Below are 25,545 nucleotides of genomic sequence, written 5' to 3'. Positions count from 1 at the left end.
TATAAACAAAATAAATGCACTGCCTTACGACAATGCATTAGCGATTGGTTCAATTTTATTTTCGGGAACGCCAATGAGATTGAGCATTTTCTGCGTCGCCTTGATGGCCGAGAACGTCTGGTCCGAATCCAGACCACGTGTCTTGACTTCCTTGCCATTGATTTCCCAGGTAATGATCGTCTCGCACAATGCGTCCGTCTTACCGCCCGGCGGAATGCGTACGGCATAATCGCTCAGCATTGGCAACTCGATCCCCTTTTTGACGTAAATCTTTTTCAATGCATTCATAAATGCATCATACTGGCCGTCGCCCTGCGCATTCTCTTCAAAAACTTCTTCGCCAAAAGATATCTGCAATGTGGCAGAAGGTTTCAGGTTTTTGGAATGCGTGAGCACGTAGTTGGTGATCACCACCTTCTCCTCGATCGCGTCGCTGTCGAGGATATCGGAGATAATGTAGGGCAAATCCTCCGGTGTCACCACTTCCTTACGGTCGCCGAGCTCTATAATGCGTTGGGTTACCTTTTTCAAATCAGCATCCGAAAGCGAAATGCCCAGGTCGCGGAGGTTATTCTCGATATTCGCCTTGCCCGAAGTTTTCCCCAATGCATACAAACGCTGACGACCGAAGCGTTCGGGCATCAGTTTGCTGAAATAGAGATTGTTCTTTTTATCTCCATCTGCATGAATACCAGCAGTTTGTGTAAAAACACTTTCTCCTACAATCGGTTTATTAGCAGGAATGCGAATCCCCGAAAACGTTTCCACCAGCTTGCTGATCGAGTACAGCGACTTCTCATTGACCGCCGTCGTACATTCCGGCATCAGGTCGTTGATCACCGCAATCGTGCTCGCGAGCGGCGCGTTGCCCGTGCGCTCACCCATGCCGTTCACAGTCAGGTGCAGACCTTGCACGCCCGCGCGAAGCGCTTCCATTACATTCGCTACACCAAGGTCATAGTCATTATGACCGTGGAATTCGAAATGCTGGTTAGGATAGCGATCTACAATTTCCTTGATGAATGTGTAGGACTCGAACGGTGTGAGAATGCCCAGTGTATCAGGCAGCAAAATGCGCTTGACCGGCATTGTAGTCAGAAAATCAAGCGATTGGAAAACATATTCTTTCGAACTACGCATTCCGTTGCTCCAATCTTCGAGATATACATTGCATTGAATGCCTTTCGTCTCCGCAAGTTCGATCACATTGCGAATGTCCTCGAAATGCGCTTCCGGCGACTTTTTGAGCTGGTGGGTCAAATGATTGAGCGACCCTTTCGTGAGGAGGTTCATCACTTTCGCGCCGGCCTGTACCATCCAGTTAATGGACGCGTCGCCGTCGACGAACGTGAGTACTTCTATTTTATCCAGAAAACCATTCGCACCGGCCCAGTCCGTGATTTTCCTAACCGCCTGAAATTCACCTTCCGACACGCGTGCCGAGGCTACTTCAATGCGGTCGACCTTCACTTCCTGCAACAGGATCTGGGCGATAGTCAGTTTCTCCGATGCGGAAAACGACACCCCGCTGGTTTGTTCACCATCGCGGAGTGTCGTGTCCATTATTTCTATGTAGCGGCTTTTCATAAGCGATCGGCCGTCGGCGGTCAGCAGTCGGCGGTCAGAAAATCAGATTCGACAGCCGACTGCCGATCGCCAACAGCCTGTTAAAATATCCTTTCTGCTTCAAATTCCTTAATCTCTCCCTTCATAGCTTGCAGATAGTCGATATCGTCGAAGCCGTTCGTCAGGTTATGTTTTTTATAACCATTGATGTCGAAAGATTCTTTTTCTCCCGTAGAAACGATCGTGATAGTTTGCTCTGGCAGGTTCACTTCCAGCTCTGCATTCGGATCAGCCTCGATCGCTTCGAAGATTTTGTTCAGAAACTCAGGGCTCACCTGTACAGGTAAAATACCGATATTCAATGAGTTACCTTTGAAAATATCCGCAAAGAAGCTGGAAATCACGCAACGGAAACCGTAGTCGTAGATCGCCCAGGCAGCGTGCTCGCGGCTGGAACCGCTACCGAAGTTGCGACCTCCTACTAGGATTTTACCGGAGTAAATCGGGTTGTTCAACACGAAATCCTGTTTCGGCGTGTCGTCGCCATTGTAGCGCCAGTCGCGGAAGAGGTTGTCGCCAAATCCTTCACGCTTGGTCGCTTTCAGGAAGCGCGCAGGGATGATCTGGTCGGTATCGACGTTTTCGATCGGCAAAGGTACTGCCGAGCTTTTCAGTATGGTGAATTTATCGTAAGCCATTGTTTTGAGGCCAGCATCTGCCGGCAGTTGGGTTGTTGCGGTGCTTCCCTGGTCCCCGGCTTGAAAGCCGGGGTTCTGGGTCTCGCTTGTTTATAACAGAGTTCTCGGGTCGGTTACTACGCCGGTGACAGCAGCTGCGGCTGCTACGAGCGGGCTTGCGAGCAACGTGCGCGCGCCTGGGCCCTGGCGACCTTCGAAGTTACGGTTAGAGGTACTTACTGCATATTTGCCGGCAGGGATCTTGTCATCGTTCATCGCCAGACAAGCCGAGCAGCCAGGCTGACGGAGCTCGAAACCAGCTTCGGTCAGGATATCCAGGATACCTTCTTCTTTAATTTGCGCCTCCACAATGTGCGAGCCCGGTACGATCCACGCCGTTACATTATCAGCCTTCTTACGACCTTTCACGATCGACGCAAATGCGCGGAAGTCCTCGATACGGCCATTGGTACAGCTACCGATGAAAACGTAATCGATTTGCTTTCCAAGCATGTTCTCGTTTTCGTGGAAACCCATGTAATTCAGTGACTTGTCGTAAGTAGCCTTGCCGCCTTCCACCTGATCCGAAGTAGGGATCGCGCGGGTGATACCCTGGCCCATTCCCGGGTTGGTACCATAAGTGATCATCGGCTCGATGTCGGCTGCATCAAAGTTATATTCTTTGTCGAAAACAGCGCCTTCGTCTGTTTTCAGCGTTTTCCAGTAAGCCAATGCCTTGTCCCACTTCTCGCCTTTCGGCGCTTGCTCGCGGCCGTTGATGTAGGCAAAAGTAGTTTCGTCAGGAGCGATCATACCACCGCGTGCACCCATTTCGATGCTCATATTGCAGACGGTCATACGACCTTCCATCGACATATTTTCGAAAACATCCCCTGCATATTCAACGAAATAACCCGTTGCACCGGCAGTAGTGAGTTTTGAAATGATATAAAGCGTAACGTCTTTCGGAGTAACCCCTTTACCCAGCTGGCCATTCACGTTTACACGCATTTTCTTAGGCTTAGGCTGCATAATGCATTGCGAAGAAAGCACCATTTCCACCTCAGAAGTACCGATACCGAACGCGATCGCGCCGAATGCACCGTGGGTAGAAGTGTGCGAGTCACCGCAAACGATGGTCATACCGGGTAGCGTAATACCGTTTTCAGGTCCAACCACGTGCACGATACCATTGCGGGCATGGCCCAGTCCCCAGTGCGAAATGCCGTATTTCGCAGCATTGGATTCGAGGGCTTTCAGCTGGTTTGCCGAAAGCGGGTCGGCAACAGGAAGGTGCTGGTTGATAGTCGGGGTGTTGTGATCGGCCGTAGCGAAAGTGCGCTCGGGGTACATCACGCCAATGCCTCTGGTTTCGAGTCCTAGGAAAGCAACAGGGCTTGTTACTTCGTGGATAAAGTGGCGGTCGATGAAGAACACATCCGGACCGTCCTCGATTTTACGGACAACGTGGGCATCCCACACTTTGTCGAAAAGGGTACTCGCTTGATTACTCATTTTGATTAAAATTAGAATTTCGCCTCGTAGTTCAGGCTTCAAAGAAAGAGCTGATAATCAACGCCTTTCTTAAAAGGAGAACTGACATTACAAATTACCGCATAATAAAAGGAATATGTATAACGGTAATAGGTCAAAAAATAGTGATTTTGGTTTAGCAGCGAGGTTTGAGCGGAAATCTTTATTCCAATGGATCAGGTTCCATAAGCGGCTCTTGCCGATTGTCCCAAAAGAACAATACATATATTTGATCACCTGCGACTTCGTAGAAAAAAGAGCAATTCTTATGAATCCATCCTTTGCGAATGTTCTGGTTTTCCCGGGTGCTCTTGAAGATGAAAGGAGTGATACTTATTGTCCGTAAGATTTGAATTACCCTTCGGTTGAATTGCTTCGCAGAATTCTTTCCAAATCTTAATGTAATCTGGTCATAAATGGCGTCGAATGTTTCGACTGCCTTAGGCGCCAAGATCACCTCATAGGTCACTATCCTGTTTTCTGCTTATGAATTCGTCCAAGGTCATATACTTGCCAGCCCGTATCTCCTCTCTACCAGTCTCAATCCCTTTCAACACGTGCTCCGGCAATTCTTCATCTTTGTCAAATGGAATTCGCATTTCTTCCAGAAAAGCGATTACAGCCTTTTCCTGATCTTTGGTCGGATAAACGTGTATTGCCTCCATTTGCTAATCCAAATATTAGTGTAAACAAATATAGTGATTTACCTCCATAAGCATAGCCCACTCACCCCTGCCGCTTTGGCGTGGTGCCGTACTTCTCTTTATAAGTCTTGATAAAATGCGAAACGCTCTCGTATCCAATCTCCGTACTGATTTCAGAAACGTTTTTCGTACTATTCCTCAACAGAAAATCCGCATAATCCAACCGCTTGTTTTTCAGCCATAATGCAGGTGAAGTATTGAATTCATCCTGAAAATCCCGCTTAAATGCCGACAAACTGCGACCCGAAAGCCGCGCCAGCTCATTCAAGGTCAGGGGTTTCAGGTAATAGCTGTTCATCAAAAACGAAAGATCGACCTTTTCTCCCTTGTATAAGCTGTATAAAATACCCCGTAGCTGGTTTGAGTTATCCAGCTCCATCAAATGCAGCAGCAGTTCCTGGAACTTCAACCGTAGGAAGTGGTTCTTCAATTCCGTCCGGGACCGGAAATAAGGGAATACGGATTGAATGAATTTCTCAAAATTATCATCCGACTTCAAAAGCAGAATCGGGTACTCGACTGTCTCTTCGTCTTTTTGCGCATCAAAAAGCTCCGGATGCAACCCTACAAACTCTTTTAGCAGCTTTTCATCAAAAAAGAAGACCAGACTTTTGTAAGCTTCATGAATCGACTCCGACATCAAGTAAAAACCCCTCTGAATGAACAGGATATCTCCCTTTTCTACATGTACTTCCTGCGTCGGGCTCGTGAACTTCTTCTCACCTTCCAGCACCACAATCACGGCATGCTCCTCAAAAAACACGTCGTATCTGGATGGATACACCTCGTTCCGGTAGGCCACGAAAGTCATATCCTGAATTTTCAGGGACTCAAATTCCTGGGAGCTGATGTCGGATGGTACGCGGAGCATTGTACAAGCGGATGGTTATTTCCGGCTTTTGAAAAGTTTGTTCAGGTTGAGATAGTAATTCAAGCTGATTCGTGGCTGGTTAAAAAATCCGACATCGGAAAACAACGATCCGAAATTGGCAAAATGGGACACTTCCAAACTCAGCTGCCGCCGGAAGGAAATGCCTGCGTGCGGACCTAAAATGGTACTACGCCAGCCTTTGAATCCAAAACTATATTCAAATCCAAGGTTAGGGCGAAAATTGCCAGAACCCATGTAGGTACCGGCACCCACTTCCAGCGTATTTAGTTTGATATTCTGTCCAAAAGTGTAACCATAAATCTCGGTTTCAGAAATACTTCCCTGCGATGAAAACAAAATCTTGAAGTAACGATTGTGAAACCGCCTCGGCAGGTTGACCCTCAAACCGGCCCCGAATGTCGGTTTTGTTTTTAGATTAACTTCTTCCTCCTTCCAACTTTCCACCCCGCCCATAACAAAGAAGTCGATTTCCATTTCAGATTCCGCCGAAAGTGCCTTACTAACAGCCTTATCCGATACCCCATTGTACCGGTCAACGTAGCGCCCCAGGTCTCTCGCCGAGTAGCCACGAACGGGTCCCGGATCGGCTCCGTCAGAAAGCAATGCAGGCAGCTGGCGTTCATATTCATCATATTGAATGAGGTACTTTCTACCACGGATGAGCCTGTAAAACGGATAATAAAGCAACTCCGTCAGCTTGCCATCTTTCTCGACGAAGTAATGCGGCCTTTCCGTCAAATCCAGGTATTCCAGCAATGTAGCTTTCGGGCCTGACGTTATTTCGCGCAAGTAAACGGTCACTGAATCCTTTGCTTCAAATGATGGCGCGATCTCGTAGGTTATGCTCAGGTCAATGTTCAGTACACCAATTCTTTTACTGATATAATGCTCATTGAGCGGAGTAAGAAAAAATTGCGGCGCAGCATCCGCACCTACTCTTTCGATTTGTCCTCCTTTCTCCTTTACAAAATCAACCGCCATCGGACTGGTACCCCAGCCGTCATACCGTATAAAGCCCCTGACCGTGTCGCCCTGAGTTGAAACGATGTAACCATCCAGCATCCGCCCCTGGCCGAAGCTTTGGGTAACAGCTATCACAGCCAATAGCACACCGGCAATAAAACAACAAGATTTCCGTCGTAAAGCTGAATTCATAAAAACAATATCAATGCTACATTTTACACCATAAACTGAAACAAATCCGGCTGATCATTCAAATACTCATAAACCACCCGGTTTGCATCCATTCGCTCGATCAGCGGGGCGAAATCTTCCCGACTTTTCAATTCGATTCCTACCAATGCAGGCCCTTGCTCGCGGTTTGTTTTCTTCACGTATTCAAATCGCGCGATGTCATCGTTCGGCCCGAGGACATTCAAAAACTCGCGGAATGCGCCGGAGCGCTGCGGGAAGCGAATGATGAAATAATGCTTCAAACCCTCATAAAGCAATGAGCGCTCCTTGATTTCCTCGGTGCGGGTAATGTCGTTGTTGCCGCCGCTGATGAGCACGACTACATTTTTACCCTTAATATCTTCCTTAATCAAGTCCAATGCAGCGACGGTCAACGCGCCGGCAGGCTCCGCTACAATGGCCTCTTCGTTATAAAGCTGCAAAATCGAAGAGCATACCTTGCCTTCCGGCACGAGCAGGATCTGGTTCAGGCTTTTGCTGCAAATGTCAAATGTAATATCGCCGGCACGCTTCACGGCCGCGCCGTCCACGAACTTATCGATGTTGTCCAGCGTCACCACATGCCCTTCCTGAATGGATTTGTGCATTGTGGGAGAGCCTTCCGGTTCAACACCTATGAGCTGTGTTTTGGGAGAAAGTTGTTTGAAAACAGTGGAAATACCCGACGCTAACCCGCCACCGCCGATGGCCATCAGCAGGTAATCGATTTTAAAATCGGCATCTTTAAAAATTTCCAGACCAACGGTCCCCTGACCTTCGATCACCTGCAAATCGTCGAACGGATGCACGAAAACGGCATTGGTACTGTCGCGGTAGGCCATGGAAGCGTGGTAAGCGTCGTCGTAAGTATCGCCAACCAAATGGATTTCAATCCATTCCTGGCCGAACAATCTTACTTGTTTCACTTTCTGCGCTGGTGTGGTTGTAGGCATAAAAATCGCCCCTTTCACCTCCATTTTCCGGCACGCGTACGCTACGCCTTGCGCGTGGTTGCCTGCACTCGCACAAACGACCCCGCCCGCGAGAGCTTCGGGTGTGAGGCTCGCCATTTTGTTATAGGCGCCGCGGATTTTATAGGAGCGAACAGTTTGGAGGTCTTCCCTTTTGAGATAAATATTAGCCCCGTACTGCTCCGAAAGATGTGCATTAAAAAATATCGGTGTGTGGTTAATCACCCCGCGCAGGCGTTCGGCGGCGAGGAAGATGTTGTCGAGAGTCGGAAGTTGATGGGAAGTGCTCATAAATGATTCTGAAACAAAAGAGCTTTGCAAAAAGCAAAGCTCCATTTTCTATCTTTTTGCCGTTGACTTAAGTCAACGGCAATGGATTATTTTTGAAACAATCCAGTTTCCTTATTTTTTGAAACAATTAGTTTCTTTCTGGGCGCAGGCCGCGTACAGTAGTACCTGCTTGCCACATTTCTGATTCACGCAGTTCAGCCAATTCAGCTTCCAGTTTCACGCGGTAGTCAGGTTGTGAGTTTCGGGTGATCGAGATAGAAGCTTGCTCGCCTGACTTTACAGAGTTGTAAAGTTGCTCGAAAACAGGCTTGGTAGCGTCACGGAAAGGTTTCCACCAATCCAAAGCACCACGCTGTGCAGTTGTAGAGCAGTTAGCGTACATCCAGTCCATACCGTTTTCAGCAACCAATGGCATCAACGATTGGGTCAGCTCTTCAACGGTTTCGTTGAATGCTTCTGACGGCGTGTGGCCGTTTGAACGCAACACTTCGTATTGTGCAGCGAAAATACCCTGGATAGCACCCATCAAAGTACCACGCTCGCCAGTAAGGTCGGACGTTACTTCGCGGTAGAAATCAGTTTCGAACAGGTAACCTGAACCTACACCGATACCCATTGCGATACATTTCTCACGCGCTTTGCCGGTAGCATCCTGGAATACCGCGAAAGAAGAGTTCAATCCTTTTCCTTCTACGAACATGCGACGAAGTGAAGTTCCCGATCCTTTTGGAGCAACGAGGTACACATCCACGTCAGCAGGAGGAACGATGCCGGTCTGATCTTTATAAGTTACACCGAAACCGTGTGAGAAATACAGCGATTTTCCGGCAGTAAGGTTTGCCTTAACAGTAGGCCACAGCTCAATCTGAGCAGCATCCGAAAGCAGGTAGCAAATGATAGTTCCTTTTGCCAATGCTTCTTCCAATTCGAAAAGCGTTTCGCCTGGTACCCATCCGTCAGCAACGGCTTTGTCCCAAGACTTACCACCTTTACGCTGACCAACGATTACATTGAATCCGTTGTCACGCATGTTCAAGCTTTGGCCTGGGCCTTGTACGCCGTAACCAATTACAGCGATAGTTTCAGTAGAAAGTACTTCACGTGCTTTTTCAAGTGGAAATTCTTCACGGGTTACTACTTCTTCTTCGACCCCGCCGAAATTTAATTTTGCCATTGATTATTGATTGGATTATTGATTTACTACGAATTTAAAAGCAATACTACTAAAACTTTATAGACTATTGGTAATACTCCCACTCAGCTTCGGGCAGATAATCTACCAGTGTCTGAGGCGATTTGCTCACCGCCACACGTCCCGAGCGAACGAATTCGAGGATTTCGTGGGGTTTGATATAGTCGAAAAATTCAAAGATTTCTTCTTCTGTACCCGTCTTCTGGATGATCACGTAAGTAAGGTGCCAGTAAACGACCCAGGCCTTATAAGCTTTATTAATAGTCTCAATGTCAAGCGGTTTAGCACCGATCGGCGTCGAAACTTTGAACAATGCGATCTCGTTGTACGCAATGTCCTCATTGAGATACCCAAAAACCGCAAGTACTTCGATGATCTTGCGGATCTGGCGGACCAGCTTCTCCACCGCATCACGCGACTCATGACGGATGACGATCGTGAAACGGGAAATACCCTTACGCTCGGTTTCCGAAACGGTTAAGCTTTCGATATTGATCCGTCTCCGCGTGAAGATGGTCGTGATCTTGTTAAGAATGCCGATCGTGTTCTCGGTGAAAACACAAATGGTGTATGATGTCATGATTTCCTTCTCTTTTATATTATTCCAAACGGATATCGGCTACGCAGGCACCCGTTGGCACCATCGGGAACACGTTTTCTTCTTTCTCTACCAATACTTCCAACAGGTAAGGCTTGTCGGAAGCCAGCATTGTATCCAGCGACGCGTGCAAATCCTCGCGTTTCGCGCAGGTATGGCCGTCGATGCCGAAACCTTTGGCAATGGTGATAAAATCAGGGTTTTGCAGCTCCACGAACGAATAGCGTTTCTGGTGGAAAAGCTGTTGCCACTGGCGTACCATTCCGAGGAAGTTGTTATTCAGGATAATGATTTTCACCGGCAAACCGCTTTGCGCAATAGTACCAAGCTCCTGAATGGTCATCTGGAAGCAACCGTCGCCGATCATCGCCACCACTTCGCGGTCCGGCGCACCTACTTTCGCTCCGAATGAAGCCGGCAATGCATAACCCATCGTTCCAAGGCCGCCCGAAGTAATGAAGGAACTTGGTTTTTTGAACTGGTAGTAACGGGCTGTCATCATCTGGTGCTGGCCAACATCCGCTACGATCACCGCCTCACCTTTGGTTTTATCCGAAAGCGTACGGATCACTTCCGCCATTTTGATCTTCTCCGTGGTAGGAGCCAATTCCGGCTGCGTGATTTTCTCGTCCTCGATCAGGTCATATTTCTTGAATTCCGCTTTCCAGGCTTCGTGATTGTTCTCATTCACTAGTGGAAGCAACATTTCCAATGCAATTTTAGCATCGCCTACCACCGGTGCATCGGCTTTCACGATCTTGTCGATTTCGGCCGGATCTATTTCGATATGAACCACTTTCGCCTGTTTCGCATAGCGGCTCAAATCACCGGTCACGCGGTCATCAAAACGCATTCCGACGGCGATAATGAGGTCGCATTGATTGGTCAGCACATTGGTACCGTAGTTACCATGCATGCCAAGCCAGCCCATGTAGTTAGGATGGTCAACCGACATCGATGAAAGACCCAGCAATGTAGAAGCAGCAGGAATATCCGTTTTTTCAATGAATTTGATCAATTCCTGCTCCGCGCCGGAAATCTGTACACCATGACCTACGAAAAGGAACGGGCGTTTTGCCTGGTTGATCAGCTTCGCAGCCGCCGCCAGCTGCTCGTCCTTTGGCGCAAGGCGTGGGTGATAGCTCAGCAGTTTCTCCGTCTTTTTGTGTACAAAAGGCTTCGTCATCAGTTTCTGCTGCGCATCCTTTGTAATATCGATCAAAACCGGTCCCGGACGGCCTGATTTTGCTATGTAAAATGCCTTAGCAATGATTTCAGGGATCTCATCCGCATTGGTGATCTGGTAGTTCCATTTGGTGATCGGGATGGTAATGCCCATCACGTCCGTTTCCTGGAATGCATCCGTACCGAGCAAATGCGAAGCTACCTGGCCGATAATGCAGACCATCGGTGTAGAGTCGATGATCGCGTCGGCGATACCTGTTACCAGGTTGGTAGCACCGGGTCCCGAAGTAACCAGACAGACCCCTACCTCGCCCGTAATGCGTGCAAAGCCCTCGGCTGCGTGTGCCGCGCCCTGCTCGTGGCGCACGAGAATGTGGTTGACCTGATCCTGATAGTCATAGATCGCATCATACACCGGCATAATCGCGCCGCCCGGATAGCCGAAAATGGTTTTCACCCCTTCCGCAATCAGCGACTGGATCACCGCATGCGAGCCATTGATCAGCTCCGGCTTGGCCACCGAAACCACCGGTTCCGCGCCCTGAATTGTTGCAGTTTGATTTTCATTAAATCCCATGACTTTCTATTATTTAGTCGGATGAATCCTCTCCTTAATCTTCACTAATGCTTACGCTTCGTCAGTCACGCAACCTTCGCTGGCTGATTTCACGGTTCTGATATATCTTCCGAGCATACCTTTTGTAAAGCGTGGCGCGGGTTGTACCCAGGCTGCTTTGCGGGCTGCCATTTCTTCGTCGGAAATGTGCAGGCTCAGTACGCGGGTGTTGGCGTCGATGCTAATGCGGTCGCCGTCTTTCACCAATGCGATAGGGCCGCCGTCGAATGCTTCCGGGGTAATGTGGCCTACCACGAAACCGTGGGTACCGCCCGAGAAACGACCGTCGGTGATCAATGCGATCTTGTCTCCAAGTCCTGCACCCATTACCGCAGAAGTAGGTTTCAGCATTTCCGACATACCCGGGCCGCCCTTAGGACCTGCATTGCGGATCACCACTACGTGCCCGGCTTTAATTTCTCCTTTGGCAAGCATTTCAATGATCTCCGATTCGTGTTCGCATACTTTCGCTTCGCCATCGAATGTCAGACCTTCCTTACCGGTAATCTTGGCAACCGATCCTTCCGGAGCCAGGTTTCCGTAAAGTACCTGAATGTGACCGGTCTTTTTGATCGGCGTTTCGATCGGGAAGACCATTTTTTGCTTCTCAAAATCCAGGTCAGGAGCCTCAGCGAGGTTCTCAGCAACTGTTTTACCGGTTACAGTAATGCAATCGCCGTGGATCAGACCAACAGAATACAGATACTTGGTAACCGCAGGAACACCACCGATTTCCAGGATATCTTCCATGAAGTATTTACCACTAGGCTTCAAATCCGCGATAAACGGTGTGCGGTCCGAGATCGCCTGAATATCATCCAAAGTCAATGGAATGCCCGCAGCGCGAGCAATGGCGAGGTAGTGCAATGCCGCGTTGGTAGAACCACCCAGCGCCATTACCACCGTCAACGCATTTTCGAGCGACTTTTTAGTAATGATATCTTTCGGCGTAATGTTCAGTTCGAGCAATTTCTTCATCGCCGCACCGATTTTCTTGCATTCTTCCTGCTTGCCTTCGTGCGTAGCCGGGTAAGAGCTGCTGAATGGCAGGCTCAACCCCATCGCTTCGATAGAAGAAGCCATTGTATTGGCAGTATACATACCGCCGCAAGCCCCCTGGCCGGGAATCGAATTTTGAATTACACCTTTATAATCTTCGTCAGAAATATTGTTCGCGAACTTCTTACCCAACGCTTCGAATGCTGAAACGATGTCGAGTTTCTGTCCTTTATAATGTCCCGAACGGATGGTTCCGCCGTACACCATAATAGAAGGACGGTCGAGGCGCGCCATCGCCATAATGGCGCCCGGCATGTTTTTATCACAACCTACCACGGCGATTACGCCATCGTACCATTGCGCAGCTACCACGGTTTCAATCGAATCCGCGATAATGTCACGGCTCGGCAGCGAGTAGCGCATACCGTCGTTACCATTGGTCATACCATCCGAAACACCGATCGTGTTAAAGATCAGGCCGACCATATCATTCGCATTCACCCCTTGTTTTACATACACCGAAAGACCGTTCAGGTGCATGTTGCACGGGTTACCTTCATAACCTGTGCTGGCAATCCCGATCTGGGGTTTCACAAAGTCTTCTTCTTTCAAACCAATTCCATAAAGCATTGCCTGTGCGGCGGGATTGGTCACTTCCTGGGTAAGGGTCTTCGAAAATCTGTTTAATTCTGTCGCCATTGGTGAATGATTGTATTTAAAATAAAAACACCCCACTCGGTTAGGTGAGTGAGGTGCCAGTTATGTGCTATCATCCCACTCACGCTATTGCATGACGATAATTAGGACCGGGACGATAAGAGTCAGTTTCATTTTAGCGGAACATTTAAGTCTAGCGAATTTTCGCTGGCTTTGACTTGGTGTTACAAATTAGGAGCCAATCTTTTTATTTTCCAAACATTCAACGCTTTTTTTGTTATTAATCTATGATAAATACCAAATTTCTTCCCGGTGCAACATCATTATCGGAAAAGATTTAATTTTGAATTCCATAAACCACGAACCACAATGCTGACAACCGAATCGTCTTCGAACTACAATGACCTCGAAAAAATGAGTGTTCACGACATTCTGACCTCCATCAACCAGGAGGATCAGACGGTGCCTCATGCCGTTCAGCAATCGATCCCGCAGATCGAAGCATTGGTGGAACAGATCGTTCCGAGGATGAAAAACGGCGGCCGGCTGTTCTACATCGGCGCTGGTACCAGCGGAAGATTGGGCGTGGTGGACGCTTCCGAATGCCCGCCTACTTTCGGCGTGCCGTTCGATCTGGTGGTTGGCATCATCGCCGGCGGCGACACGGCCATTCGCAAAGCGGTGGAAAATGCAGAAGACGACTGGAACCAGGCCTGGAAAGACCTCGCGGCTTTTGCTCCAAACGAAAACGATACATTAATAGGAATAGCCGCTTCCGGTCGCACGCCTTACGTGATCGGCGGCTTGAACGAGGCACGTAACGCAGGCTTACTGACAGGCTGCGTGGTCTGCAACGACGGTTCTGCTGTGGCAAAAGCCTGCGAATACCCGGTAGAAATCGTAGTAGGACCTGAATTCCTGACCGGAAGCACCCGTATGAAGTCCGGTACTGCGCAAAAATTGGCTTTGAACATGATCTCAACCTCGGTGATGATCCGCCTGGGCAAGGTGAAGGGAAACAAAATGGTGGATATGCAGCTCACCAACGAAAAACTGGTCAACAGGGCGTTGCGTATGATCATTGATGAACTGAATATCTCACCCGACGAGGCACAATCACTGCTCGATGAGCACGGCAGCGTCCGCGCAGCCATCGAAGCGGTGCGCAAGTAGCATTATATCGAAAGCACGATTTTGCCGAACTGCTGCCCGGAATCCATGTAGCGGAGTGCTTGCTCGGCTTCTTCCAGCGGAAACACCTTGTCTATTATCGGTACAATCCGCTTTTCACCTACAAACTGCACCATATCGGCAAACTCCTGCTCGGTACCCATGGTACTGCCGTAGATATTGAGCTGTTTGAAAAATACTTTCGCGGGAACAATGTCGGTGATATTGCCGGTGCCGCCGCCGTAGAAGCAAATTCGTGCGCCCGGAGCAGCGATATCGATCAGTTTGGCAAAGCCGGGACCGCCGGCACTATCGATAATCACATTGAAATAACCTGTTTTAGGCCCGCGCGCTTTCACGAGCAGGTCGCGGAACCAGGTCGGGTTTTTATAATTAATGCCGCCTTTCGCGCCCATTTCGATCGCTTTCTGAATTTTTTGGTCGGAGCCCGAGGTTACCCACACTTCCGCGCCCGCCGCAATGGCAAACTGGATCGCGCAAAGCGCCACGCCCCCGCCCGCACCCGTTACGAGCACACGATCACCTTCTTTGAACCGTGCGCGCGTCATCAGCGAACGCCAGGCCGTAAGCCCGCCCATGGGCAATGCTGCTGCTTCTTCGAATGACAAATGCGTAGGTTTCTCAGCCAGGTAACGCGCTTCGGTTTTGACGAATCCGGCAAATGTGCCGTTATCCGGCAGACCGAGAATTTTGTGATCTTCGCTGTAAAAATCAGGATTATCGCCCCAGTTTTGCGAGGGGTTAATGATCACCTCTTTACCAATCCAGCTTTTGGCGACGCCGTCACCCACTTCCGTCACAATGCCTGCGCCATCGGAACCCGGGATAATGGGCGTGGTAATGCGGGGGTAAAGTCCTTTTTGAATCCAGACATCGCGGTGGTTGAGCGACGCGGCTTTTATTTCGACGAGTGCCTCGCCCGGGCCGGGATTGGGCTTTTGCGTTTCTTCAATCACCAGCGGCTCATGAAGGTTCTTTAATATGGCGGCTTTCATAATATTGGTGTTTAAACAAAAAAATGATGAACCGGCCTGCCCGTGACGGAACCTGCCCTGATTCATCATTTCAAAATGATTGGAACCGATTCAGATGCTATATATCCGAATATTCGGTGGGATACAAGAAGAAGCTGGTGTTTTTTGAAACGTTGTTCTGATACTCGGGATTTACTTTCAATTTGTTCCATTCAGCATCTTCAGTGAACGATTTCCAGTGCGCGTCACGCGAGGCCTTGTTCTCGAAAGTAGTCATGTACATCAGGTTCGGCATGTGGCTGCCGGCAATCACTTCGCCATAAAATACGGCATTGAAACCGAGGCGCACAAACAGCGGAACTTCGCCCCCCGCGTTGAACATCTTCACCTTATTCTGGTAAATCTTCTCTGTGTAACCTTCGTAGCTGCGCAACTCGTAAACACGCTCGCTTTTCGGGCCTGTCAGGTTAGGCTTCATGTGCATGGGTGCGTCCGTAAAGGCTTGCAACACGATCGATTCGAAGCGGGCGTAAGGCGGATTCTTGTAGTTAGCTTCAATATAATCCTTTCCTGCCGATGCATAGGCGGCGTCTTTGTCCAAAGTCTTAGGCAATGTCAAAAGCTGGTCAAGCGATTTGATAGGCGTAAGCACGTAAATCAGCTTTCCAGCCATTGTATCGGTCGCGACGGGCTTGAAAACCCCCACATTTTTGATGCCGGCGCGGTGCGCGGCAGGGACATAAGCATCTTTCAGGAATGCTTCCACACGAGCTTCCTGATCCGTGTTTTTAAGATGGTAAATTTTGATTTCGTAAAATTCCCGCTTGGGCGGCGCGGCAACAGCGCTCAATGCAACTGTAAAAAGTAGCAGGAGGAAAGTCAGGTTTCGGTGTTTGAACATGTGCTTTTGAAAGTCTTTTGATTCGTGGATAACCACCTGAAAAGACTTTCCACCACCAGGTTTACCCTACCTGAATACCGACTAATTTTTTGCTGAGTATTAAAATTTAGGACAAGAAAGCTGCCGCTTGCGGGTTTTCGGGCGCTTCGGCTTGGATTCCAGCGGTGCGAAAACGTAGGACAGGGAAATCTCGTGCGCGCCGCCGCTGCCCGCACCCAATGTAGAAATGGTAAGGTCGTAGCTGTACCCGATCGAGAACTTATCCTGCCGGTAACCAGCCAGGAAGATCAGCGACTCGTGGTTATTGATATTCTGCTCGTATTTCTTGAAAGGAATTCCGCGGTACCATGCACCGATCACCAACGGCTCGATGGTCACGTACATACCGGCATCGAACTGGTCGTATTTGCCTTGTTTTTTGTACATAATGGCGGGAGAAATAGTCTTTTCCTTATCGATTTCATCACCCAGGAATGTGTAACCTGCAAATGGAATGCGCAATCCGGCCTGCAAACTGGCTTTCACCGGCAAGCGCGCTTCTGTAAGGTCCGAAAATGCCTGGTTGGGGCGGTTGAGGTGATGTGCGGAAATTCCGGCCCAGTACCAGTCGGAATAGAGCATTGCACCGGCGCCAAAATCGGCATAGAACACATTTGGCCCCCCTTTTGCGAACGGATCTTCCGAAGGCTGGCCTGTTAATCCACCATTATTATATTGGTCACCGAATGTCAATCCGAAATAATCGAGCGTCCGCGAAGCTATGCCTCCCTGGATACCAAGGCGCAGCGAAGTAAGCTCATTGAACTGGATCTGATAGGAATATTGCAATGCGGCTTCGGTGGATTTAAGGTTACCCAAGCCCTGGCTATCCATTGTTACCAGCACGCCCAGGCCGCTATTGTAGCTAGGCAAAAATACATCGGCGCCTATTGAAGTCGTCACGAAGTTGGCTGATAATGATGGCCACTGGTTGCGGTAATTAATGGTTGCACGCGGTGCCAGCGCCCCTCCTGCCAATGCCGGGTTAAGGTACAGCGGGTTCGCGTAGAACTGGGAAAATTGCGGATCCTGGCTCCAACCTTTCAGGCAAAGCAGTGTCAGTATGAAAAGAGGAAGTAGACGCTTGATCATAGATGTGTTTGCTCGCCGCTTTCCAAAAAACGGCCCCTTTTTGGACTCAAAAAAATTACCTGATTAAATTCACAAATTATCCTCAAATTGCGTATTAATATTCAAATTAGAGTGGTTTTTACGACATTACCGCACAAAATTTTAACATTTTATTTTCGTTAGTAATGTCGGGTAACTTGAATATTCTATGAGACGGCTAGGGGTGTTTGAACAGTTAACGAAACATGGGGCGATTTTATAATAGATACCACCGAAATTTTTATGTCCTCTGCCTGCTCATGCTCCTCCTCGGTGCAAGTGCCATGGCACAAACGCCCGCACCCTTCCTGGTAAAAGGACAATGCATGCAGAACCCCGATTGCGAAGCGGACTCGACTACGTTCAGCGATACACTCCGCGCTGCGACTGCATGGCGGTGGAGCTTCGGCGAAGGTGGCGCTACCGACACCCGGCGAAATGCGCAGCATTCCTACGCGCTTCCGGGTACTTATACGGTTACACTGGTCAGGACGCTGGCGAACGGTACTAATGAAATAGTTACACAATCTGTGACTATCGGCGAGCTTCCACCGCAATTCCAGCAATGGAGAACAGATACGACCATTTGTAAAGGCGACACACTTATTCTCGACCCTTATCCCAATGGGGCACCGGCCGGTGCGAAGTACATATGGTATCCCAAAGGCGACACGACACAAACATTAAAGGTAGACAGTTCAGGCTGCTATTCCGTGGAAGTGATCATCAATGGCTGTAAAATGCAGGACCGGATCAATGTCAAGATCTGTATGGAACCGCAAGCACAGGAAGGCTCCAAATGGTACTTCGGAGGCAATGCAGGGCTTGACTTCTCAAATACACCTCCTACACCATTAACCGATGGTAAACTGAATACACCCGAAGGAACATCGTCGATTGCGAATTCTAAAGGTCAGCTGCTATTCTATTCGGATGGTATTAAAATATGGAATAAGAACGGCGATGAAATGACGTGCACGTTCGGAACGTGCGCGCCAATGAAGGGTAGTCCAAACTCGACGCAATCAGTTCTAATCGTCCCGCAACCCACCTGTAAGGGCTGTGAATACTTATATAATGTATTTACAACTTCGGATATCAACGGCGAGAAGCTGCTGACTGTCAGCGTGGTGGATATGCGCCGCAACAATGGTCTGGGACAGATTATTGAACAAAACACGACACTCCAAACACCTACCACCGAGCGCATTGCCTCTGTTCGCAACGACCGTGACAGCACATATTGGGTGGTTTCGCACGATTACGGCACCAACAAATTCCGCATTTTCCACGCTACTACCGGTGGCCTTGTGGAAGTAGCCGCTCCCGAACTCGGGATGGCCCATGATAGCACCAATAAGGCTGAGGGTTATATGAAATTTTCGGCGCCGGACAGTACCACCGGCTTTCGCCAGCTGGCCGTGGTAGTGCCGGGTCCTGCAAGAAACTATGTGGAGCTGTTTACTTTCGACGACTCGACGGGCACATTGACCTACAAAAAAACGATGGATCTCGGCCCTGCGCCGCCCATTGCATATGGTATCGAATTTTCGCCGACCGGTGAAAAAATGTACGTCTCATTCCAAGGCGAAAACGGCACGAAATCCCTTTTAAAGCAGTACGACCTCACATTGCCCGACAGTTTGGTCATTGAAACAGCCATTACCATCGACAGCTCGGCCACGCAGAAGTTCGGCGCATTGCAGTTCGGGCCCGACGGACGGATTTACATGGCCATCGAGGGAAGCGAATACCTGGCAACGATAGGCGAGCCGGAAGGAAATTCGCTAACGGGCGTCGACTATGAGCGCGACGGCGCAAATCTCGGAGGCAAGAAAAGCCAGCTCGGTTTACCCAATATGGTCCAGGACTTCACGCAGGAGTCTTCCGGGCCCGGATTTGAAGCGGACGGGTTCTGTACCAATGAGCCTACCACATTCCAGGCCAGCCCGATGTGCGATCCTATCGAGGACAGCTATTCGTGGGATTTTCTTGGAAATGGCCAGTTTACGGCCCCATCCAAGCAGCAGCAGGCCACTTATACTTATACCAAACCGGGCACTTACATGGTCGCCATGCGCGCCACCAATAAATGTACCGACACTACGATCGTGCAGGAGGTTACCATTTATGAAACACCTTCGAATATCGATCTGGGACCTGACAAGGATACTTGCGGCGCTTACGTGCCGTTGGATATGAAAGTCGAGGCGGAAGTTTATGCGTGGGTAAGCCGTGGACGCGTCGTTGGGCGTGGCCGCACCTACAATGCAATTTCCACCGGCCAGTACGTTGCGATTGCATTCAACGGGCCACAGGGCGATTGCTTTGCTGCCGATACCATCGAAATCACACTGCGCAAGCCGCCTGCCTTCTCGATCGGCCCCGATACTACATTATGCCGCGACAGCTCTGTTGTTCTTCGCGTGGAAAGCGAGCGCTGGATCGAGTTCAAATGGAGCAATGGCCAGGAAACCCGCGAGGTTACCATCGGCCAACCCGGAGAATATTTTGTAGTTGTAAAAGACAGAAACGACTGCTACAACTCGGATACTGTTAAAATAGGCGAACGTCCTTCTCCTATCCTTGGCCTGGCACCGGAAAACTTCATTTGCATTCCGGATGGGCAATCTGTCATACTCGACGCGAACGGCCAAGGGCCCTATGAATACTTATGGCCGCATTCGGGCGCAACCACTCAAACGATTAGCGTCAACCAGGAAGGAAAATACACGGTGCGTGCCACGAACAAGGAAGGTTGTGTAGTCGAGCAAACCACCGAAGTAATCGATAAATGCGAGCCGCGTTTCTTCATACCCGACGCATTTACGCCCGACGGGGAAGGGCACAACGAGATCCTGGAAGTGTTCGGAGCTTACTATACCAACTTCTCAATGCGCATTTACAACCGCTGGGGCGAGGTGATTTTCGCTACTACCGATATCGAGGCGCGTTGGGACGGCACCTACAAGGGCCTCAAAGTGCAGCCCGGCAGCTACCCTTACATCATTTCGTACGAGGCGCTGTATTACCCCGAACGTAACCCGACCGTCAAGCGCGGATCGGTGATGGTGATCCGCTAAGCTTTCCTTTTGCAGATTAAAACAATTATTTTTGGTTAAATAAAATCAAACCAGCCGCCGCTGAACCGGACGGCTGGTTTTCACTATCTGTTCAACCGACTATGCGCCAGGATTATCTGTCCGGAGATAAAGAAAATCTTTCCAATACCGATAAAGACATCGAACGCGCGTTGCGGCCGCTGTCTTTCGAGGATTTTACCGGGCAGGACAAAATTCTTGAAAACCTGAGAATATTCGTGCAGGCCGCCCGCCAGCGCGGCGACGCGCTCGACCACGTGCTGCTGCATGGCCCTCCGGGTTTGGGGAAAACCACATTATCGAATATCATCGCAAACGAACTCGGTTCGGGCATTAAAATCACCTCAGGCCCGGTCCTCGACAAGCCCAGCGACCTCGCCGGCCTGCTCACCAACTTGCAGGAGCACGACGTTCTTTTCATCGACGAAATCCATCGATTGAACCCGATCGTGGAAGAATACCTGTATTCTGCCATGGAGGATTATAAAATCGATATTATGCTCGATAGCGGCCCGAATGCCCGCAGCATTCAGATCGGACTGAACCCTTTCACACTCATAGGCGCGACTACGCGCGCGGGCATGCTTACGTCGCCCCTGCGTGCGAGGTTCGGGATTAATGCGAGGCTGGAATACTACGACGCAAAATTGCTCTCGTCCATTCTGAAACGTTCGGCTTCCATTCTGGGGACGCCTCTGGAAGAAGATGCAGCTTATGAAATTGCCCGTCGCAGCCGCGGAACGCCACGTATCGCAAATAACTTGCTGCGCCGGACACGCGATTTTGCGCAGGTGAAGGGAAATGGCCGCATTACGGTAGCCATTGCAGAGATGGCTTTGCTGGCGTTGGACGTAGATCAAAACGGTCTTGACGAAATGGACAACCGCATTTTGAGCACCATTATTCAGAAATTCAAAGGCGGACCGGTAGGCTTATCTACCATCGCTACTGCCTGCGGAGAAGAGGCGGATACAATCGAAGAAGTTTATGAGCCATTCCTCATTCAGGAAGGTTATATCAAACGCACGTCGCGCGGCCGCGAAGTGACCGAAAAAGCATTCAAGCACCTCGGTATTTTGCCGCGCCATCGTTCGGGTGAATTGTTCTGAGCATTAACTTTTTAAGAAGTTTTAACATTAACATACAACATAAACCTGAAAATTGTAATTTTGCGGTGAATTAGCGTAACCGCCTCCTATGATCGAAGTACTGGTTTCCGAAAAGTTGGTAGTGAGAGTGCCCTGTGCTGTGATTGAACATAATGGAAAAGTACTCGCCGGGCAGCGCAGCGCGGCATTGTCCTTCCCCCTCCAATGGGAATTTCCCGGCGGAAAGCTCGAAAAAGGCGAAACAGACGAACAGGCATTATTCCGTGAAATCATGGAAGAACTGAATGTGTCCGTCGAAATCATCGATAAACTTCCTGAAACTTCCAAAGACCAGGGCTGGCGTGAAATCGTACTGGTACCGTTTGTTTGCAAAGTTGATACCATCGATTTTATCCTGACCGAGCACGAACAGATCCTCTGGCTCGATCCCGACGATCTTCCTACCCTCGACTGGACCGAAGCCGATCTGAATGTAATCAAGAACTATTACGATTACCTAGCGGCTAAAATTTAACCGCTTTCCCTTCACCGTTTCATCAAATTGCCCGTTTTCGTAGACCAGGTGGCCCGACACGAACGTATGTGTAATGCGTGAGTGAAATTCCGTGCCTTCAAATGGCGACCAACCGCATTTGGAGTAAAGATTGGATTTCTCCACCTGCGTCGTCGCATTCAAATCAACGAGGATCAAATCTGCCCAGCAACCTTCACGAATGTAGCCACGGCCTTTGATATCGAACAAATCGGCTACGGCGTGGCTCATTTTCTCCGCCACGCGATCAATCGAAATCTTTCCGGCCCTGCTCATTTCGAGCATTACGTTCAAAGTATGCTGTACCAAAGGCAAGCCGGATGGTGCCTGCCAGTAATGCTGCGCTTTTTCTTCCATTGTATGCGGTGCGTGGTCAGTCGCAATCACGTCGATGCGGTTGTCGAGCACGGCTTGCAGGATTTTCTCCTTATGATGCGGCGCCTTGATGGCCGGGTTACATTTGATATCGTTACCCAATCTCCGGTAATCTTCGGCGTCGAACCACAAATGGTGTACGCACGCCTCGGCTGTTACGAGTTTGGGCTGGCCATTCGCTAGCAGGATTTTGCCGTTACTACGCGTCCCTACCTCAAACAAAGGCACTTCGTCGCCCGTCGAAATGTGAAGAATGTGCAATCGCGTGCCGTGCTTATGCGCGAGCGAGCTGGCGAATGTGGAAGATTTGAGACAAGCCTCTTCATTACGGATCAATGCGTGGATGTCGTAAGGCACATCATCGCCATACTTTTCTTTGAAAATCGCCATTCTTGCTTTTACGGTAGGCTCGTCTTCGCAATGCGTGGCAATAATGCACGGCGCGTTGGCGAAAAGCTTTTCCAGCACTTCCGGCGCATCCACGAGCATGTTACCGGTTGAAGAACCCATGAAAATCTTGATCCCGCAAACCTGCGTAGGATCGGTGCGCATCACCTCGTCGTAATTGTCGTTCGAGGCACCCATGAAGAAGGAGTAGTTGCTCAGGGAAGTATTGGCGCCGATCTGGTATTTGTCTTCCAGCAATTGCTGTGTCAGCGTATTGGGAACGGTGTTGGGCATCTCCATGAAGGAAGTAACGCCGCCGGCAACCGCCGCCTTCGATTCGGTATAAATATTCGCCTTATGCGTCAGCCCCGGCTCGCGGAAATGCACCTGGTCGTCGATCACGCCGGGCATGAGAAAAAGTCCCTTTGCATCAATCACCCTATCCGCTTGCACATTTTGTAAGTCCTTTTCGATCTTTTTGATGTGACCATTTTCAATTAGTACGTCTAAATACTGAACCTGGTTTTCATTTACGACCTGGGCATTTACGATCAGCGTTGTCATAGGTGGCGGCGATGGTTTGATGTCGTGCAAAGGTATTCAGACCGGTTGAAATTCACTCATTCCAATACACAAAAATGAACCTGAAACAACTTCTCCGCGATTTCGCCGACCTCCTTTTCCCACGCTGCTGCGAGGGTTGCGACCGCGTACTGCAAGGCAATGAAGCCACAATCTGCACCTTATGCCGCATTTCGTTACCGCGCGTCGGTAATGAAGGTATTCATGGTGAATTACTGCAATTCAAGTTTGTGAACCTGCCGGAAGTACTCTCCACGCATTCATTTTTAGTATTTACCAAAAAAAGCAAAGTGCAAAAGCTGTTACACGCATTGAAATACAAAGGAAACAAAGAGGTGGGCATATTGCTGGGTTACATGTTCGGGCAGGAATTACAGGTTTCCGAGCATTTACCCGATGCGGGAATGATCCTCAGCATTCCGCTGCACCGCAAAAAGCGAAAGCAACGCGGCTATAACCAGAGCGACCTGCTTGCCGAAGGTTTTTCCAATGCAACCGGCATTCCCTGGTCGGGCGGGATGCTGGAACGCGTGAAATACACCGATACGCAAACGGGGAAAAGCAAAGTGGAAAGGAGGGAGAATGTGCAGGGTGTATTTGCGGTGAAAGAAGGCTTTTCCGCGGAAAGCATCATCCTGATCGACGATGTGCTCACTACCGGTGCTACACTCGAAGAATGCACCAGGACATTGATGGCGGCCGGTTGCAAGCGATTTCACATCCTCACCATCGCATTGGCCCAGCATTGAATGCAAAAAGCCGCCGTTCGGAAGAACAGCGGCTTTTCGTTGATATTATCTGAATCTTACTCCTTGTGCGTTCCGGTTGCGATCATCGCACAGCGGAAGCCTACCATTGCAGTTGCAGAGTCCTGATCCATGTAACGGCGTGTTCCCGGAGACAACCAGTAAGCCACGTCAGACCATGAACCACCTTTATAAACTCTCAGCTTGTCGTCAACCATCGAGTTGTTATTTTTGCTATCGTAGTTTTTCGCTTCATCCTGATAACCGTCACGACGGAAAGAGTTCAAGTCGTTCACATCAGAGTTTGAAAGCGGACGGTAAACGTCGTAAACCCATTCGCTTACGTTACCAGCCATGTCGTAAAGACCATTGTCGTTGGCAGGATACGAACGGATCTCCTGGGTAATGATCGCGCCATCGTTGGATTTACCTGCGATACCTGCGTAGTCACCGGGACCACGTTTGAAGTTCGCGAGCATTGTTCCCTGCTTACGGCCACGTGGATTACGCATTGTTGAACCATCCCATGGATAAATTCTTGAGTTAGCCTGATTTTCATCAGAATACTGCGTTCCGATCATCGCCATAGCCGCATATTCGAATTCAGCTTCTGTTGGAAGGCGGTATGGAGGCATTACGTAACCGCTTTCGATGCGAAGTTGTGGTGCGGGCGCATCGGCTGCTGCTGCAACCGCTTCGCCTTCTGCCTTTTTCTTCTTACCAAACGAGAATCCTTTTTTCTTCTTACCACCTGCGGCGGCAGCGCCTTTTGCATTGTTGGACTGGCTTACGGCAGCGGTACGCCAAGCGCAGTAATCATTAGCCTGAACCCATGATACACCCACAACAGGGTACAAGCGGAAACCCGGGTGACGCAGGTACATCGTTACGTAAGAGTCATTGAATGACAATTCGTTGAACCAAACGTTTGTATCAGGAAGCGCTTTTGCGTAAAATTCTTCGGAAGAATCTCTCTGAACCGCATTCAGGTATTCAAGGTAGTGAACGTTCGCCACTTCCGTCTGGTCCATATAGAAAGACTGGATACTGACGGTCCTTTTCGGGTTATCCCGGCGTGTCATCACATCCTCTTCCAGCGAACCCATCGTAAAACGGCCACCTTCAATGTACACAAGGTCCGGACCGGCTGGCAAAGCTTTGTATTGCTTCACTTCGAACCCGTCTTTACCATTGTAAGCCAAGCCTGTTTTCGAACTGGTCTTGCCAGGTTTCAAGCTGGTTGGCTTCTTTTTACTACACGCAGTTGCCGCTAATAACACAATCAGAATCAGCGCGATCGACCGGGTACCCATCTTTTGCATGCAAATCATTGCTTTAAAGTGACTTAAGTGTTTGGTATTTTATAGTATGCGAAACCGCAAATGTATGAAATCAATCGATATTATTTTTAAAAATCAATTATCAGGTAACTGAGGGCCACTTT

22 protein-coding genes are annotated in these 25,545 nt (G+C 49.4%); 5 read left to right on the top strand and 17 right to left on the bottom strand.

The window, feature by feature from the left end; translation table 11 throughout:
- Positions 1-24: 24 nt before the first annotated feature.
- The 12 genes from BLQ88_RS10970 to ilvD form a co-directional block, all read right to left on the bottom strand.
- Positions 25-1,587, bottom strand: coding sequence for a hydroxymethylglutaryl-CoA lyase-like TIM-barrel protein (locus BLQ88_RS10970; RefSeq protein ID WP_090149239.1), 1,563 nt, complete (start codon positions 1,585-1,587; stop codon positions 25-27).
- A gap of 80 nt (positions 1,588-1,667) precedes the next feature.
- Positions 1,668-2,264, bottom strand: coding sequence for a 3-isopropylmalate dehydratase small subunit (gene leuD / locus BLQ88_RS10965; protein ID WP_090149237.1), 597 nt, complete (start codon positions 2,262-2,264; stop codon positions 1,668-1,670).
- Between the two features lie 90 nt (positions 2,265-2,354).
- Positions 2,355-3,758, bottom strand: a complete 1,404-nt coding sequence (gene leuC / locus BLQ88_RS10960; protein WP_090149233.1) for a 3-isopropylmalate dehydratase large subunit — start codon at positions 3,756-3,758, stop codon at positions 2,355-2,357.
- 181 nt (positions 3,759-3,939) lie between these two features.
- Positions 3,940-4,233: a type II toxin-antitoxin system RelE/ParE family toxin gene (locus tag BLQ88_RS37530; protein WP_374754758.1), complete on the bottom strand. Its 294-nt coding sequence runs from the start codon at positions 4,231-4,233 to the stop codon at positions 3,940-3,942.
- A 1-nt stretch (position 4,234) separates the two neighbouring features.
- Positions 4,235-4,441, bottom strand: a complete 207-nt coding sequence (locus tag BLQ88_RS10950) for a hypothetical protein (protein ID WP_090149228.1) — start codon at positions 4,439-4,441, stop codon at positions 4,235-4,237.
- A gap of 61 nt (positions 4,442-4,502) precedes the next feature.
- Positions 4,503-5,351 (bottom strand): AraC family transcriptional regulator, encoded by an 849-nt coding sequence (locus BLQ88_RS10945; protein ID WP_090149225.1) that lies wholly within the window; start codon positions 5,349-5,351, stop codon positions 4,503-4,505.
- A 15-nt stretch (positions 5,352-5,366) separates the two neighbouring features.
- Positions 5,367-6,527 carry a hypothetical protein gene (locus BLQ88_RS10940; RefSeq protein WP_143016829.1) on the bottom strand — a complete coding sequence of 387 codons (1,161 nt, stop codon included), beginning with the start codon at positions 6,525-6,527 and terminating at the stop codon, positions 5,367-5,369.
- 23 nt (positions 6,528-6,550) lie between these two features.
- Positions 6,551-7,807, bottom strand: coding sequence for a threonine ammonia-lyase IlvA (gene ilvA, locus BLQ88_RS10935; RefSeq protein ID WP_090149220.1), 1,257 nt, complete (start codon positions 7,805-7,807; stop codon positions 6,551-6,553).
- A 127-nt stretch (positions 7,808-7,934) separates the two neighbouring features.
- A complete protein-coding gene (gene ilvC / locus BLQ88_RS10930) occupies positions 7,935-8,981 on the bottom strand; it encodes a ketol-acid reductoisomerase (protein WP_090149217.1) in 1,047 nt (348 codons plus the stop codon).
- A 64-nt stretch (positions 8,982-9,045) separates the two neighbouring features.
- Entirely contained in the window at positions 9,046-9,579 is a 534-nt protein-coding gene (gene ilvN, locus BLQ88_RS10925; protein WP_090149214.1) for an acetolactate synthase small subunit, read from the bottom strand.
- A gap of 19 nt (positions 9,580-9,598) precedes the next feature.
- On the bottom strand, positions 9,599-11,359 hold the full coding sequence (gene ilvB, locus BLQ88_RS10920) for a biosynthetic-type acetolactate synthase large subunit (protein ID WP_090149212.1): 1,761 nt from the start codon (positions 11,357-11,359) through the stop codon (positions 9,599-9,601).
- A 51-nt stretch (positions 11,360-11,410) separates the two neighbouring features.
- On the bottom strand, positions 11,411-13,096 hold the full coding sequence (gene ilvD / locus BLQ88_RS10915) for a dihydroxy-acid dehydratase (protein ID WP_090149209.1): 1,686 nt from the start codon (positions 13,094-13,096) through the stop codon (positions 11,411-11,413).
- Positions 13,097-13,423: 327 nt separating this feature from the next.
- Here ilvD and murQ point away from each other — a divergent pair, with 327 nt between their 5' ends.
- Positions 13,424-14,227, top strand: a complete 804-nt coding sequence (murQ, locus tag BLQ88_RS10910; protein ID WP_176884969.1) for an N-acetylmuramic acid 6-phosphate etherase — start codon at positions 13,424-13,426, stop codon at positions 14,225-14,227.
- 2 nt (positions 14,228-14,229) lie between these two features.
- Here murQ and BLQ88_RS10905 read toward each other — a convergent pair whose 3' ends face one another.
- From BLQ88_RS10905 to BLQ88_RS10895, 3 genes are all read right to left on the bottom strand, one after another.
- A complete protein-coding gene (locus tag BLQ88_RS10905; RefSeq protein WP_090149812.1) occupies positions 14,230-15,240 on the bottom strand; it encodes a zinc-binding dehydrogenase in 1,011 nt (336 codons plus the stop codon).
- 97 nt (positions 15,241-15,337) lie between these two features.
- Positions 15,338-16,120: an NIPSNAP family protein gene (locus BLQ88_RS10900; RefSeq protein ID WP_090149207.1), complete on the bottom strand. Its 783-nt coding sequence runs from the start codon at positions 16,118-16,120 to the stop codon at positions 15,338-15,340.
- A 99-nt stretch (positions 16,121-16,219) separates the two neighbouring features.
- Complete coding sequence (locus BLQ88_RS10895; RefSeq protein ID WP_090149205.1) at positions 16,220-17,251, bottom strand: PorP/SprF family type IX secretion system membrane protein; 1,032 nt, start codon at positions 17,249-17,251, stop codon at positions 16,220-16,222.
- A gap of 278 nt (positions 17,252-17,529) precedes the next feature.
- Here BLQ88_RS10895 and BLQ88_RS10890 point away from each other — a divergent pair, with 278 nt between their 5' ends.
- From BLQ88_RS10890 to BLQ88_RS10880, 3 genes are all read left to right on the top strand, one after another.
- Positions 17,530-20,352 (top strand): PKD domain-containing protein, encoded by a 2,823-nt coding sequence (locus BLQ88_RS10890; RefSeq protein WP_090149203.1) that lies wholly within the window; start codon positions 17,530-17,532, stop codon positions 20,350-20,352.
- Positions 20,353-20,453: 101 nt separating this feature from the next.
- Positions 20,454-21,479 carry a Holliday junction branch migration DNA helicase RuvB gene (ruvB, locus tag BLQ88_RS10885; RefSeq protein WP_090149200.1) on the top strand — a complete coding sequence of 342 codons (1,026 nt, stop codon included), beginning with the start codon at positions 20,454-20,456 and terminating at the stop codon, positions 21,477-21,479.
- An 88-nt stretch (positions 21,480-21,567) separates the two neighbouring features.
- A complete protein-coding gene (locus BLQ88_RS10880; RefSeq protein WP_090149199.1) occupies positions 21,568-21,993 on the top strand; it encodes a (deoxy)nucleoside triphosphate pyrophosphohydrolase in 426 nt (141 codons plus the stop codon).
- Here the strand turns inward: BLQ88_RS10880 and BLQ88_RS10875 are convergent.
- Positions 21,976-23,337, bottom strand: coding sequence for a dihydroorotase (locus tag BLQ88_RS10875; RefSeq protein ID WP_090149196.1), 1,362 nt, complete (start codon positions 23,335-23,337; stop codon positions 21,976-21,978). The genes BLQ88_RS10880 and BLQ88_RS10875 overlap by 18 nt on opposite strands.
- A gap of 74 nt (positions 23,338-23,411) precedes the next feature.
- On the opposite strand from BLQ88_RS10875, the gene BLQ88_RS10870 reads away from it, so the two are divergent.
- Positions 23,412-24,104: a ComF family protein gene (locus BLQ88_RS10870; protein WP_090149194.1), complete on the top strand. Its 693-nt coding sequence runs from the start codon at positions 23,412-23,414 to the stop codon at positions 24,102-24,104.
- Positions 24,105-24,160: 56 nt separating this feature from the next.
- Here BLQ88_RS10870 and gldJ read toward each other — a convergent pair whose 3' ends face one another.
- The gene (gldJ, locus tag BLQ88_RS10865; RefSeq protein ID WP_090149191.1) at positions 24,161-25,423 is read right to left on the bottom strand and encodes a gliding motility lipoprotein GldJ; all 1,263 of its coding nucleotides are present in this window, start codon (positions 25,421-25,423) and stop codon (positions 24,161-24,163) included.
- Positions 25,424-25,545 lie beyond the last annotated feature (122 nt).

Source organism: Dyadobacter soli (assembly GCF_900101885.1).
Classification (GTDB): domain Bacteria; phylum Bacteroidota; class Bacteroidia; order Cytophagales; family Spirosomataceae; genus Dyadobacter; species Dyadobacter soli.
Note: the sequence above shows the minus strand (reverse complement) of the source record. Positions and strands in the feature narration are given on the sequence as shown.